Source organism: Bradyrhizobium sp. P3_C3, assembly GCF_056402655.1.
The window spans coordinates 26,644-40,426 of sequence record NZ_JBFUGY010000007.1 but is presented as its reverse complement, the minus strand read 5'-3'; the positions used below and the strand labels follow the sequence as shown (position 1 = coordinate 40,426).

Genomic DNA, 13,783 nt, shown 5'->3' with positions numbered 1-13,783 from the left:
CCTTTGAGACATGGTTTTCGGGGGTAAAGCGGAAGTAGCGCGGACATCGCCAAACCGTCGCTTTTGACCCGCAGCGGACATCGTGGAGCGACGCCTAGCAAGCGGCATAGACCCGTCACAATCGGTGTCTTGATCTAAATCAAACAATCGCACGTTGAACACGCTGTGGCGCAGAGCTAAAAGCACGACTGCGACATATCCATTCGTTTGGCACAAGTGACCGACCTTTGAAATCGGAGGAAGCAGTCATGAGTATCCGAAAGAGTGTTGCGCACGGCATGTTCGCACTGTTCGGCGCGATGTTGGTTGCGGTACCTCAAGCGACCGCACAGCAGCAGAAGCGGCCAAATGTCGTCATGCTAATGACGGATGACACTGGATGGAACGATTTCGGCGCCTATAGCGGGGGTGGCGCTGCGCTCGGCCATCCAACACCAAACATCGACCGGATCGCTAAGGAAGGCGCGACGTTCACGAACTGGTACGGGCAAGCAAGCTGCACGGCAGGCCGCGCCTCGTTTATAACCGGACGTATTCCGATCCGTTCGGCGCTCTCCATCGTGGTCGCTCCGGGCGATGAGAATGCGCTCAAAAAGGAGACGCCGACCATAGCCGAATTTTTTCAAAAGAACGGCTACTCCACCTACTTTTCTGGCAAGTGGCATCTCGGTGATAAGCCGGAGTCCTACCCGATCGAGCACGGGTTCGACGAGATGAAGGCGTTCGCCGCATACTATCCGGGCGTCTACACCTATGCCGATACGTCCAAGTGGTTTCATCCATGGTTTCCCTCGTACAACCCAGAGATCGCGAAAGCCTATTTTGATGTCGTAAACATGTACGAGTGGGAGGGAGTTGCTGGACAACCGGCGAAGAGAGGCGAGTACATTACGTACGATTACCTCGCCAATTTTGACGTCCGGCAGGCTGATTACGCAATCGATTACATCAAGAAGCACGCCAAGGACGCCAAGCCATTCTTCATGGACGTCAATTTCATGAAGATGCACAACCCGACCAACGCATCATCAAAATTCGCCGGGAAGTCGCGGTTGGGCGATTACTCGGACTCGGTGATAGAACTCGATGACGACATCGGCCGGGTCATGGATGCGATCCGTGCCGAAGCGCCGAATACGATTGTGATCGTGACGGCAGACAACGGGGCATGGCAGGATGCTTATCCCGATGCTGGCACAACGCCTTTCCGTGGCGAAAAGGGTTCAGCATTTGAAGGAGGCTGGCGCGTACCCGGGTTAATGTGGTGGCCCGAACACATTCCCGCCGGTGCAAATTACCATGAAATGATGTCCCATATCGACTGCTGGGCAACGCTCGCCAAGATGGTCGGGCTGAGCCCGCCGCCGCACGGCGCATGGACCGACGATAATGGCAGGCCAATCTACTTCGACAGCATCGACAACAGCGAGTACATCCTCGGCCGCGCGAAGCACTCGGCACGAAGGTCGTGGATTTACATCGACGGCGAAAGCTTCATGGGAGCGCGGGCGGATGTCGGCGGTGATCCAACCAACCCCGATCTCAGCATCGCGTGGAAGTATCTCTGGACGGCCAAGGACACTTGGCTCGGTCCGGAGCAAAATCTCGGCGCGATTGGCTCGGTCTACAATCTGACCATGGACCCATTCGAGAAATACGACATGGTTTTCAACGGCGCGATGTCGGCACGTATGCCATTGCAGTCGCCGGGCAAGTACACCGGACAGGACAACGGCTGGGTCTTGGCACTAATCTTCCCGGTCGTGATGGAATTCAACAAATCGATTGCCGACTATCCAAGCATCAAGCGTAAGCCGGGCGGAGCCTCGAACGATTGGAGACCGGATCTGCAGCGCCCGGAAAACCCGGTCCCGATGCTCGACATGAAAAACCTGCCGAATATCAAGGGGAGCGGTGGGTAATATCGCGACGTCCCGTGAAGCCATTGGCTGACGGGCTGCATCAAGCGGCATACGGCGGGTCGGCTTTCACGAGCGGCTCGCCGTCGCGCATCGAGTGCTTGCCCGGCGGGAGCCAACGTCGCCTTCTGGCCCATCAGCGAAGTGACGACACCTTTCATTGAGGTCCGCTTGGCGGGGTAGAGCGGACTGACCTTGCTCACTCTGTGTTCTTCGCATTTTGACCCGAAGGCGACATCCGAGGAGGTCGCCAGACAATAGCCTTGCTGAGATCACTCTCCTTGACATTTCAGCTTGTCGACGCTGACGCTGCATTGCTCGGCGATCGTCTTGCAGCCTTCGCAGCGTTGGAAAGGTATCACCATGAGGAAGACGTTGTTGGCTCTCGCTGCCGTCGCGACTTTGGTCGTTTCAGCAGCCTCGCCCGCTTATGCTGGTCCGCGCTATGATTACGGCCCCGGCGGCAATCCGTATCCGCGCACTTATCCCGGACCCGGCGGCTATCCGTACTGGTCGGGCTATGTCGATGCCCCGGTTGGAGAGCCGATCCCGCCCTGCCACTGGATAACCCAGCGCTTCTGGGACGGGCATGGCTGGCGCGAGCGCCGCGTGCGCATCTGCGGCTGATCAGGTCGCGGCTGTTTCAGTTGTCTGTTTTTGGCCCGTGGCTAACCTCTGCTCAGAGGGCTGCAATGTCTGCTTTCAGGAGATAAGAGAACCAGGTCAAGCAGGTTGTCGAAGTCAGCCTGTGACCCAAAGCGGGGCCTTGGTTCGGCGCACCTTATCGTTGGGACGTGCGGTGAGGTCCCTAGCATATCGGTCGGAGGGGCAGTTGTTCGGTCAAGTTGGAAGCATTCTTTTCCGGGACATTCGCCAGTGATTTTGGCAAAGATTATCCCTTGCAAAGGCCTCGGGATCATCGACCAGCCGTGGACCATAACCCTGACGACGACCGGCAAGTCGCAGACGAACGTCGCAGCCTGTTGGGGCTCGCGGCGATGGCTCTCATCGTAGGAGCGGCGACTGGATGTGTTGGGGCGATCTTCCGGCTTTTGCTCGCGCATGCCGATCGTCTGCGCGATGCGATGATCGCCTGGGCCCATGGCCACGCAATCTGGGGGTTCTTGACTGTCGTCGGCGCGTGCGGTGTCGCGACCCTGGTTGCCGCGTGGATGGTGCGGCAATTCTCGCCACACGCTTCGGGCAGCGGCATTCCGCATGTCGAAGCTGTTCTGCGCGAAGAGATCCCGCCGGCTCCGTTTGGCCTGGTGCCAGTGAAATTCTTCGGCGGAATACTGGCGATCGGCTCCGGGCTGGCGCTGGGCCGTGAGGGGCCGACCGTCCAGATGGGCGCCGGTATCGCGGTTTTCGCTGCGCGCGTCTGCCGGTTGTGTTGGGCGGACTCGCGAGTGCTTCTGGCGGCCGGCGCCGGCGCCGGCCTTGCAACGGCCTTCAATGCGCCGATTGCCGGGCTCGTGTTCGTGCTGGAGGAACTGGTGCAGAGGTTCGAACACCGTGTTGCCATCGCCGCCCTTGCAGCACTGGCGACGGCGATCCCGGTCGCAAGGCTGCTTCTCGGTGACGCGCCCGACTTTCACATCGGGCCGCTGAGCTATCCCAGCGCTGAGTCCGCCCCGCTGTTCCTTACTTTGGGTGGCATCGCAGGCCTGCTGGCCGTCGCATACAATCGCACCCTGCTCGCGACCATCGCAGTTCGCGACCGATTTGGAGGGCTACCGATCGAGCTACGCGCCGGATTGATCGGCGCAAGCGTCGGCATGTTGGCCTGGTTCGCGCCCGAACTGGTCGGTGGCGGAGATCAGATCACGCAGCGGGCGCTGATCGGCCACGAGAGTGTCGGGATCCTGGGGGGCGCATTCCTGATCCGATTCGGGCTCGGCGCTCTCTCATACGCTGCCGGCACGCCCGGCGGCCTGTTCGCACCCTTGCTCGTGCTGGGAGCCCAGTCTGGGTTGCTGTTCGGGGCGGCTTGCCGTCTTGCATTCCCGGCGCTCTCTATCCAGCCGGAAGCATTTGCTTTGGTGGGCATGGCCGCTCTCTTCACCGGCGTTGTGCGCGCGCCGGTGACCGGCATCGTTCTCGTCGCTGAAATGACCGGTAACGTGACGATGCTGCTGCCGATGCTGGGAGCTTGCTTCATGGCGATGCTGCTGCCCACGCTGTTGGGTAATGCGCCGATTTACGATTCCCTGCGTGAGCATACGCTGCGCTTGGAGCGGAAAATCAGACAGAGATGAGATCGGTGTCACCCACCCCAACGACGCCGATGCGTTGCAACGTTTTGGGCGTTCGACTTCCCCATCGGAAATTCTATTCTTGAGCAGCGTTTCATTTCCGCTTGTGGGCCCCTGGCGGACGCTTTGTGGTCTTTGCTCAGATGTCGGCTTGTGACCCAACGCGGACGTAACCGCTGTGCGCAGGCGGGAACCAAGACCTCCTTCAATGCGACGAAACAAAACCTGCCGGGATGAAACCATTTTCCGGCGTTCACGAAGGAATGGTGAAACCGCCGGCCATTAGAAAGCGACCACAGGAAGCGATGGGCCGAGGGGGCGCTGCGTAGGGAACGACAATCGCCGTGGGGCGAGGAGCGAAGCCATGTCACAGATTCGCAAAGCTCTTCTAGGCGCTGTCGCGACCGCGTTGACGCTCGGTGCAGTGCAGTACGCTTCGGGTCACGACCTCGTAAACCGCTGGCAGGCGGTCTCCGAACAGTCAAGCCACATCGTCAATCGTGCCGGCAAGGCAGATCATCTTACCGGCCGCAAGCCTTTCGCAGTTCCGACGAAAACGGTTTCGCTGCGCTTGAACGATCTCGCCGATACCTCGGTCTTGCTACGTATTCCGTCTTCGCAGGCCCGCACCACCAAGCCGCCGACGCTGCTGCGAAATCAGAGCCGTAAGCCGACACTTGCCTGCGAGCCTGTGGTCAGCGCACTCACGGAAGTCGCAAGGCTTCTGCAGCCCGGCCGTTGCGTGACCTGATCGCCTCAATCCTCACGGTTCATACGCCGACCGGAACGCAAACGGCCGCGCGTTGCCTTCATGCGCCAACGGCTGTTCGAGGCAGCCGCCGATTGGTAGGGAGGGCGAGGCCTCTGTCGGAGGGTACTACTACTTTAGCGGTTCGTTTCAGCCCGCGCCGGCCAGTGCCGCGGCATCGGCGCTGAGCCGAGGGCGTGCCAGAAAATAGAATGCGGAGACGTGCGTGATCATCAGCAGCGGCACGTAGATGATCGGGATCGCGTAGGTTGAGCCAAGCCACTCCGCATGCGCGGGAAGGCCGGCCTGGATGGCGTCATAGTAGTCGACGACGAGATCGACCGTGCCCGCGAGATTGAAGGCGACGACGAACAGCCAGAAGAGCGTGCGTATCCTCACCGTGAGAAGCGCCAGCATGGCCAGCACCCCGGTCGCGAAGTCGCCCCAGGCGGCGAACACCGCGAATCCAGCCGGCAAGTCCGGACTCACGACGCCAGGAAGGATGAAGACGAGCCCGAAGAAGCGGAAGCTGTGCAGAGTGGCGATGGCACGGTGCGCGTCGCGCCCGTCCATCGACCTGAGCCAGGGCCAGACATACGTGCCGAAGCAGAGCAGCCACGCGACATAACCGAGGACAAGATGTATCTGGAACAGCGATTCTGTCGTCATTTTGGCCTCCAATCAGATCGCGACTAGCGCGTAGAGCAACTAGGTCCATACTGCCGTGAATGGGACGGGCCAAAGCAGGCCATGCCAAGCCCGAAGCGGCGGGACGATCGCAGCGGGAGCAGCACGGTGGTCATCGGCCGCCCTCCCCGAGTCTCGCCCTTATTGCCGACGCTCGGGATTGGCCATGAGCAAGCGGAGCGGCAAAAGCGGACCGATTGCGATATACTCGTGGTCCATCAGATCTTGCCTGGCCAATGGGAGATCCTCCATGATCGCCTGCGCCCCGGCGACATCCCCGGCATCGACGAGGAAGACCGCTCCGCGCCCATCGCCACGCGAATACCACTCGCGAATTTTCCCATTGAGATAGAGCTGCACCGTCTGCTGGATTTCAGCGGGCATGACGGCCATGACCTGCTCGCGCGTGACGCCCGCCTTCACGGTCAGGATGACCATCACCCCGGTGGTTGTGGGCGACATGGCTTGTGAGATGGTTTGTGTTTGGGCAACGGATGGATCGGTCATGGAAGTCGCTCCCATCAGGGTTAGGGTGAGCATGACGACAAATTTACGGATGACTTTCATCGGTTTCGTTTCCCGGAGCACGACGGTCTCCGTTGTTCTCTGAGATCGCGCTGACGTCGCAGATGTCCGCCATCAGCGATGCTTCCGATCTGCGAGCGAGACATACGATCGATTGGCGCGAGCGACTATTCGGGATAATGTTGATGGGCTATGAAGCAGAACTTCACAGTCAGACAAGGCGCGCTCGATGGCGTGGAAGCGTTCCTGCGTGTCGCTCAGTACCGCAGTTTCCGCCGGGCAGCCGCGGAGCTCGGCGTCACGCCATCGGCCATCAGCCAGGCGGTCCGTGCGCTCGAGGCGCGTGTCGGCGCAGCTTTGTTCATTCGCACGACACGCAGTGTCGGCCTGACCGAGGCCGGCGCGCGGTTCCTCTCGCGCGCAAAGCCCGCTTTCGAGGAGCTCGTCGCCGCAAGCGAGGTTGCGCGCGATCTTGGGCAGCGACCGACTGGACTGTTGCGCCTCACCGTGCCGCGCGCGGTGGTACCGATCCTGCTGGAGCCGCTGATCGCATCCTTCTGCCAGGCCTATCCCGAGGTCGAAGTGGAGATCGCCGCCGGCGAGGAACTGGTCGACCTCGCGGCCAAGGGGTTTGATGCCGGCGTCCGGATGGGCCAGTTCATCGCCACCGACATGGTCGCGGTGCGGCTGACGCCCCCTTTCCCGTTCATGGTCGTCGGCAGCCCCGACTATCTACGCCGGCACGGGCGGCCCGAGCGTATCGACGACCTGCGTCAGCACGCATGCCTGCGCATTCGCCGCAGCAACGGATCGATCGCGCCCTGGTCTCTTGTCGATGGCAACAAGACAGTCGAAGCGATCGTCTCGGGGCCGCTGATTGCCCACGACTTTCCCACCATGCTTGGCGCCGCCGTGGAAGGCATGGGACTTGCGCAAGTGCCCGCGCCGATCGCCACCAGCCTGGTGAAGACGGGAAAGCTCGTACAGGTCCTGAAGTCTTTCGCGCCAATGGCGCCGGGCGTGTTTCTCTACTATCCGAGCCGCCATCAAACGATGCCGAAACTGAGAGCCTTCATCGATCACGTGAAGGGCCGCCCGGTCGCCGCCGGCAAAACGCGCGTTCACGTTGATGACAAGCGAACGCGCGGGACGAAAACGCGCTGATATCGAAAGCGCGGAACGGTTGATCGAGCAGTTCGAGAAGATGTCGCGGGGGTGAGGGAGACACCGCAGCAAAGCGGTGTCACCGCTTTCGCTTGCGTGCTTTGCCGTATGATGCGAGGAACCTGCGCGTACCGGCTTCCGCGTAACGCCAGAGTTCCGCAACGGCGAGAACAACCCCATGGTGATTGCAGGCAGATGACCCACTCCCCCGTCATGATCGCGTCGTGCGCCTGCGGCAGCGTCGAAGTCAAAGCGCTCGGCAAGCCGATTGTCAGCGCCGCCTGCTATTGCGACGACTGCCAGAAGGGTGCGGCGCAGCTTGAGGCTCTGCCGAATGCGCCTGCCGTCCGCGATCCCGGCGGCGGGACGGCCTATGTGCTTTATCGCAAGGACCGCTTCGCATGCTCCTTCGCATGCTCCAAGGGAGCCGAGCTCCTGAAGTCTCATAAGCTCAAGGACATTTCGCCGACCAACAGGGTTATCGCGACCTGCTGCAACTCGGCGGACGATGTGCCGAGCTATCGAAGCTATCCGCCCGGTCTCATGGTCAAGCTTCTGGCCTCGCGCATCGCGATGGCGCTGGGAAGATGAGCGTGTGGAATGGGTAGAGCGCAGCGAAACCCATCGGGTTCAACGCGCGGTATTGATGGGATTCGCTGCGCTCTACCCATCCTACCAATGGAGCTCACGCCCTCTTCCCGCTCCGTTTGGTCATCGGCGCGTGACGGCGCTCCCGTTTGCCGCGCGCGATCTCCGTCGCCAGCGCGTCCAGCTTCGGCTCCCAGAAATTCCTGAACTGACCGATCCAGGCATCCACCGACCGAAGCCCCGCGCCGTCGACCGAATAGAGTCGTCTTTGCGCCTCCGCCCGAACCGTCGCAAAGCCGCTCTCGCGCAGCACCTTGAGATGCTGCGACACGGCCGCCTGCGTGATCCCGAACTCGGCCCCGATCGCTTCAACGACCTCACCGGACGCCATCTCCCCCGGGGCGAGCAGCTCGAGGATACGACGGCGCACGGGATCGGCGAGGACCTCGAAGACGTGCATCAGCTTCCTGTGCCCGGATGTGCGACGTCAGGCGGCATCTCGCCGCGATAGAAGGCGATGGTGCGGTCGGAGCGCTGCTTCGCCGTATCAGGATCGACCCCGCTCGCGACATGCGCCGCGCACCAATATTCACCGCTTGTCGTCATGAATTCCTTGCCGGCAGGAGAGCCCATCCAAGCCTCGGCCGTCTCGTGGTCGACCGATGCGCCGGTCGCAACATATCGCTCCAATCCCGCGATGGCGAGATCCCAACCGATACCCACCGCACCTGGACCGAACTGATTCCAATGGTCCTCGATGATTGCGGTGTGCTCCAGCGTCAGACGCGCCTGATCTCGTTCTGCTGCCAGCTTGACGTCGATCCAGCTCATCCCGCCGCCGAATTCCCACGTCGCTGCAAAATGCGTCGGCGGCATACATGCCGTGATGGCGCCGCCCGCGTTCCCCTTCAGCTGGTACCTTCCGCCCAGCTGGAGGTCTCCCTCGACCGGCAGGAACCAGCGCGGAATGCGTTGCCGGCTGGTCACGGCGTCCCAGAGATCGTCGACGCTGGTCTCGTAAAGCCGCGTCAGCGTCACCGTGCTGGCTGCTTTTCCATCCTTCTCGAAATTCTTCACCGAACGCGTGACAAGCCCCAAGACCCTGGCGACGTCGATTTCCATTGCATCCCTCCGTATCGTTTCGCGCAAGGGCGAGTATCGGCCTTCACTAATATAAGTCAACTCTTATATTAATGAGACCGTGCCTCTGTGCCTGGCGCTTCGGGCAGACCGTACGACGCGTGGAGCGCGCGATATTGATTGATGCCAGTTCGTCCGCCGTCGGAGGGCGCTATTTCAGCGGCAGGAACACGTCCGCAACCGTCTCATGCTCCGGCACCTCCGGGAAGAAACTCAGCCGCTGGCAATAGATCGGGAAGTCGCGTGCTTCCTCGCCGCTGGCCGGAAGCCAGTCGCGATAAAGGTAGAGCGCGGCGGGTTCCAGATTGTCGGTGTAGCCGACGACACGCAGCACCGCGCAGCGTCCGCCGGGGATCTCGCCGGCCTTGATCTCTTCGCCGTTCGCCTCGATCGGCTGGTCGGTCCCGACACAGAGGTCCGTGCTGTAAGTGGCGGGCGAGGAAGGACGGCGTTCGGACCGCCAGACATTGAAGGTCGGACTTGTCCTGGGGTGCAGGCCGGCTTTCTTTCGCCACGCGATGAACCGCCGGATGGTGTCGCCGAGCGTCGCCGGGTCGCCCCGATGCTCCATGATCGCCACCCTCGTGGAGGGCACATCGCGTATCGTCACGTCGTCAGTGGTAAAGGTCTTCATGAGCTTGCTCCTCGCTTTGTCGAGAGGCCCGAAGGCCACAAGCCACGGCTCCCAGTCGGGAGAGTTGCGGAACGACGACGGCGATTGCCCGAACCGTTGCCGAAAGGCGCGGGCAAAGGCGTCCGGTGCATCGTAACCGGCGTCCATCGCGATGTCAGTGACACCAAGGGCGTCACTGTAGGCCAGCATGTAGGAAGCGCGCTTCATACGGGCCAGCTGGACATAGCGATGCACTGACAACCCGAAGGTCGCCGTAAACTGCCGGTGGAAATGAAATTTCGAGAAGGCCGCAACGCTGCTCAGCGTTTCCAGGTCCAGATCGCTGTCGAGATGCCGGTCGATATGGTCCAGCACCCGCCGCATCCGGTCCTGATAGTTTTGCAGCGCCGCCTTCATCGTCCCTCCTCCGTGGCGGCTCCAGATAGCCGCTGACGGCGATCATTTGCTCGACCGATCTTGCGGTTTGGAAGTTGTCGCGAATTCGTCGGCCCCGTAGGGCGGATTAGCGAAGCGTAATCCGCCATCTTCAACGCGGCTCGATGAAAGGTGGTGGATTACGCCTTCGGCTAATCTACGCCATCAGCCCCCGCCACGCCCTACCCGCCGGCCATCAGTTCCTTCGCCAGCGCCATATAGGCCGGCAGCGTCACGGGGTCGTTGGCGGCGTTGCCCGCGACGGGGTGCGATGCGTAGCGCGCGATCACCATCTCGGCCTTGGGATCGACGTAGATGCCCTGGCCGTGAACGCCCCGCGCCATATAGGCGCCGTGGGCGTTGTGCGTGACCCACCATTGGTTGCGATAGGACGCGCCGGGCAGCGTGGTGTAGCCGGCCGGCTTGAACTTCTCGGGATCGCCGCCGCGCGCGATATCCTCGACCACCTGTGACGGGACGATCTGGCGGCCGTTGAAGCTGCCATGATTGCGCATGGTCTCGCCGAAGCGGGCGAGATCGCGCAACGTGGTCGAGAGGCCGCCACCACCGCTCTCGGTGCCGATGCGATCGACGTGATAATGCGCGTCCTCCTCCGCGCCCATTGGCGTCCAGACGCGTTCGGAGAGAAGGTCGGACAACGTCATGCCGCTGACGCGCCGGCAGATCCAGGCGAGCACATCGGTGTTGACGGTCTTGTAGGCAAAGGCCTTGCCGTGCTCGCCCTGCTTCTTCTGCGCGGCAAGGAAATCGAAGATATTGGTCGCACCGTCATAGTCAGGCGGAATCGGCGCCATGCCGTTGGCACGCCGCAAGCCCCACACGTGGGAGTTCTTGTCGGTTAGACTTCGGTGTATTCGAGCCCCGTGGTCATATCCATGACCTCGTGCACGCGCGCATCGCCGAACGCGCTGGCCTTCAGCTCCGGCACATAATCCGGCACGAGCGCCTGCGGATCGATCTTGCCCTCGGTGACCAGAATGCCGGCGAGCACGCCCGTGAAGGATTTCGTCACCGACATCGCGATATGCGGCTTGTGCGGCTTCAACACGCCAGAATAGCGCTCATAGATCAGCCTGCCCCGATGCAGCACCGCGATGCCGTCGGTGTAGGTCTCCTCCAGCATCTTTGCGAACGTCATCGGGCGCCCGTCCATGGTGGTCGAGGCGACCGCGCCGATGTCGTGGTCCTCACGCGGCAGCACCGACGCAGGCCCTGCTCCGCGCCAGACATTCACCGTCGGCACCAACTGGCGGACGTTGCTCCAGGCCCAGCGCAGTTCGGGAAAGCTGCGGAAGGAGCCGTTCTGGAAGGTGATCGTGCGCTCGGGCGCTGGCGGGAAGCCGCGCATCCAGCCGAGCGCTTCGGGGTCGGTCTCGGTTGCGGTCGCGGGCTGTTGGTTGGGGGCGGTTGCAGCGGGCATGAAGGCGGGCTCCGGAGGCGACGATGTAGTCGGCGTATCATGGGACAGCGCCGTCTACATCCCGCGTTTGCGCCGGGGGGCCGTGCAGTGATCCCGCCGCGCTTTACTCGAAGGTCGCGCTGTTCCAGTACACCGTTGGTGACGACTTGCCGGGATGCACGACAAGAAAGCCGCCCTGCCAAGGCACCACGCTAGGCGTCCGCTGGGTGAACGCGCCAGCGATCGTGCCTGAATCGCTCCAGTCCGCGCCGTCGCTGGTGACCGAGTAACGCACCTTCTTGTTGTTGTCGGCATAGAAGCAATAGAGCGTCCCGTTCGGCCCTGCGGCGAGCGCGCCGCTGGTGTTCGAACAGAGCGACATGCTCGGCAGCAGATTGGGGCCGGTCCAGTTCGAACCGTCGGACGACACATAGGCGCCGAGCACCGTCGGCATCCCCTTTTCGAGACCGGCGATCGGCGCCACGATCACCAGCGCGCCCCCGCAGCTCTCCACCGCAGGCGCCACCAGCCCACCGCCCGCGATCGTCGCAGGCACCGGGCCGTCGACGCTGGGAATCATCACGCTTTGCGGAGACCCGAAATGCACCCAGTCGGTCGTGCTGAGATACTGGATGCTGCCGTCGGCGCCGCCCCAGGCAATATACCAGACGCCGTTGAGCTGGCCGATGCTGGCCCCGGTCGTGGCCGGCGGTGCGGGCCAGAGCCCCGCTGCGCTCCACGGCCCTCCGGACGCCCCAGAGGACGAGATGAAGGCGAGAAGGCTGGTCTTGCCCAGACCGAGCAGCGCCAGTCCGCCCGAGGGCGTCGCGCAGGCGGCCAGTCCGCCGAACGGGCTCATGGTAGGCGACTTCGCACTGGACCATTTACCCTGATTGAGGCTCCACGCACGCATCGCCGGGGGCAAGGGACTCCCCATTCCGATGCAGAGGATTTGCGATCCCGGCATCGTCGCGAGCGCCACCGGAACGAGACTGACGCTCGAAGCGATCGGCGCGTCGGTGCCGAACGGCAGGAAGGTCGGCGTGACGGCCCAGGAGCCCTTCTGCGATGGTCCCGTTGGGCCGGTCAGGTCGCCCTTCGCGATCGGCAGGATCACTTCCGAAAGCCAGGCCTGCAGCGTGGTCGAGCCTGCCACGTACTGCACGGCGTCCTCGACCAGCACGTTCAGTTGCATGCCGCTGGCGGCGGCGGCGACCAATGAGCCTATCTCCGCGTCGGTCAGCGTGGGCTCGATCGGCTGTCCCCAGCGTCCCCTGAAGGCGAGCCAGGGTGGCGAGGTGACGGGCGTGGGAAGGATCGCCTGCGCATCGTTCTGGATCACGACCGGCGGATTGGGCGCGGACAGATTGACGGTCGGACCGCCGCCGCGCGCGTAGTCGGCCACCGCGAAGCGCACGTCCCACACGTCGACGCCGCCGATCTCATAGGTGCTGTTGCTCGCGGCCGGATAGTTGGCATGCGACCCGCTCGCGACATAGACGTTCGGGTGCGTACCGCTGAGCGACAGGAAGCCGTCGTTCGGCGAGCACCATTGTCCGCCCGAATGCTGCGAGAAGAATACGCCGAGGACCTGCTGGTCGATATTGACGCGCACCGTGACGCATTCCCAGTCGCCCCAATGGATCGAGAGCGGCATCAGCGCCTGACCGGTACTGCCGGTCCAACCGGTGACCTCGAAGGTCTCCTGCCCGTTGTAGGGATAGAACAGCCAGTACTGGAGATCGACCATGTCGGTGCGGTCGTCGACCGGCAGGACGTGAACATAGCTGGTGGCGGTGGGGATATAGCCCTTCATCAGCGAGGCCCATATCGCCTGCGGCGCGACCAGATAGTCGTCGGGGCTGCTCTGCTCGGCCGTCCCCCAATTCCACTGACCGGGACCGGAATAGATGCCGCCGGCGGCCTGATAGCCGACCTGGCCGATGTACCAGTCGGTCGACGAGGGCAGATTGACCTCGTCCTTGTCGAGATGAAGGATCGGCGCGAAGTTCGAGACGAGTTCGGCAAGCGTAGGCCAGGCCATGATTTGCTCCCTGCTGGTCGTAGATCGACGGTCGGGAGCTTCGAACAACCGATATTGGACGCGAGCCAGCCCCTGCGCGATAGCCTACAACAATACACGCTTAAAGCGAGATCACATCATGCTGAAACTGAGCGCAGATGAAACAGCGCGGCAGCGATGGAGAATTTCACACTGCTGTCATTCGTCTGTGAAGTTTGCGTCCTGGCGCGGCCGCTCGCGCGGGTGCGCGTCATGAGCGAGCACTC

14 protein-coding genes are annotated in these 13,783 nt (G+C 62.5%); 6 read left to right on the top strand and 8 right to left on the bottom strand.

The annotated features are described in order from the left end of the window. Positions 1 to 248: 248 nt before the first annotated feature. The 4 genes from AC1DW2_RS10200 to AC1DW2_RS10185 all read left to right on the top strand — a co-directional run bounded on the left by AC1DW2_RS10200 (position 249) and on the right by AC1DW2_RS10185 (position 4,925). On the top strand, positions 249 to 1,922 hold the full coding sequence (locus AC1DW2_RS10200) for an arylsulfatase (protein ID WP_063983765.1): 1,674 nt from the start codon (positions 249 to 251) through the stop codon (positions 1,920 to 1,922). 360 nt (positions 1,923 to 2,282) lie between these two features. Continuing rightward, positions 2,283 to 2,546, top strand: coding sequence for a hypothetical protein (locus AC1DW2_RS10195; protein WP_028157629.1), 264 nt, complete (start codon positions 2,283 to 2,285; stop codon positions 2,544 to 2,546). 302 nt (positions 2,547 to 2,848) lie between these two features. After that, positions 2,849 to 4,177, top strand: coding sequence for a H(+)/Cl(-) exchange transporter ClcA (gene clcA, locus AC1DW2_RS10190; protein WP_477005951.1), 1,329 nt, complete (start codon positions 2,849 to 2,851; stop codon positions 4,175 to 4,177). Positions 4,178 to 4,538: 361 nt separating this feature from the next. After that, positions 4,539 to 4,925: a hypothetical protein gene (locus tag AC1DW2_RS10185; protein ID WP_477005950.1), complete on the top strand. Its 387-nt coding sequence runs from the start codon at positions 4,539 to 4,541 to the stop codon at positions 4,923 to 4,925. A 147-nt stretch (positions 4,926 to 5,072) separates the two neighbouring features. On the opposite strand, the gene AC1DW2_RS10180 is transcribed toward AC1DW2_RS10185, so the two are convergent. Next, positions 5,073 to 5,591, bottom strand: a complete 519-nt coding sequence (locus AC1DW2_RS10180; protein WP_477005949.1) for a hypothetical protein — start codon at positions 5,589 to 5,591, stop codon at positions 5,073 to 5,075. Positions 5,592 to 5,750: 159 nt separating this feature from the next. Further along, complete coding sequence (locus tag AC1DW2_RS10175) at positions 5,751 to 6,176, bottom strand: hypothetical protein (protein WP_477005948.1); 426 nt, start codon at positions 6,174 to 6,176, stop codon at positions 5,751 to 5,753. Between the two features lie 150 nt (positions 6,177 to 6,326). Here AC1DW2_RS10175 and AC1DW2_RS10170 point away from each other — a divergent pair, with 150 nt between their 5' ends. Together AC1DW2_RS10170 and AC1DW2_RS10165 are read left to right on the top strand one after the other, a co-directional pair. Further along, positions 6,327 to 7,298, top strand: coding sequence for a LysR family transcriptional regulator (locus AC1DW2_RS10170; protein WP_477005947.1), 972 nt, complete (start codon positions 6,327 to 6,329; stop codon positions 7,296 to 7,298). 195 nt (positions 7,299 to 7,493) lie between these two features. Next, complete coding sequence (locus AC1DW2_RS10165) at positions 7,494 to 7,889, top strand: GFA family protein (protein ID WP_477005946.1); 396 nt, start codon at positions 7,494 to 7,496, stop codon at positions 7,887 to 7,889. A 94-nt stretch (positions 7,890 to 7,983) separates the two neighbouring features. On the opposite strand, the gene AC1DW2_RS10160 is transcribed toward AC1DW2_RS10165, so the two are convergent. The 6 genes from AC1DW2_RS10160 to AC1DW2_RS10135 form a co-directional block, all read right to left on the bottom strand. Beyond that, positions 7,984 to 8,346 carry an ArsR/SmtB family transcription factor gene (locus tag AC1DW2_RS10160; RefSeq protein ID WP_135214285.1) on the bottom strand — a complete coding sequence of 121 codons (363 nt, stop codon included), beginning with the start codon at positions 8,344 to 8,346 and terminating at the stop codon, positions 7,984 to 7,986. Continuing rightward, entirely contained in the window at positions 8,346 to 9,008 is a 663-nt protein-coding gene (locus AC1DW2_RS10155; protein ID WP_477005945.1) for an SRPBCC family protein, read from the bottom strand. The genes AC1DW2_RS10160 and AC1DW2_RS10155 overlap by 1 nt, the downstream gene beginning before the upstream one ends. 169 nt (positions 9,009 to 9,177) lie before the next feature. Then, on the bottom strand, positions 9,178 to 10,056 hold the full coding sequence (locus AC1DW2_RS10150) for an AraC family transcriptional regulator (protein WP_477005944.1): 879 nt from the start codon (positions 10,054 to 10,056) through the stop codon (positions 9,178 to 9,180). 200 nt (positions 10,057 to 10,256) lie between these two features. Next, positions 10,257 to 10,907, bottom strand: coding sequence for a serine hydrolase domain-containing protein (locus tag AC1DW2_RS10145; RefSeq protein WP_477005943.1), 651 nt, complete (start codon positions 10,905 to 10,907; stop codon positions 10,257 to 10,259). A gap of 26 nt (positions 10,908 to 10,933) precedes the next feature. After that, positions 10,934 to 11,515, bottom strand: coding sequence for a serine hydrolase (locus AC1DW2_RS10140; protein ID WP_477005942.1), 582 nt, complete (start codon positions 11,513 to 11,515; stop codon positions 10,934 to 10,936). 103 nt (positions 11,516 to 11,618) lie between these two features. Beyond that, complete coding sequence (locus AC1DW2_RS10135) at positions 11,619 to 13,538, bottom strand: Vps62-related protein (protein WP_354176706.1); 1,920 nt, start codon at positions 13,536 to 13,538, stop codon at positions 11,619 to 11,621. Positions 13,539 to 13,783 lie beyond the last annotated feature (245 nt).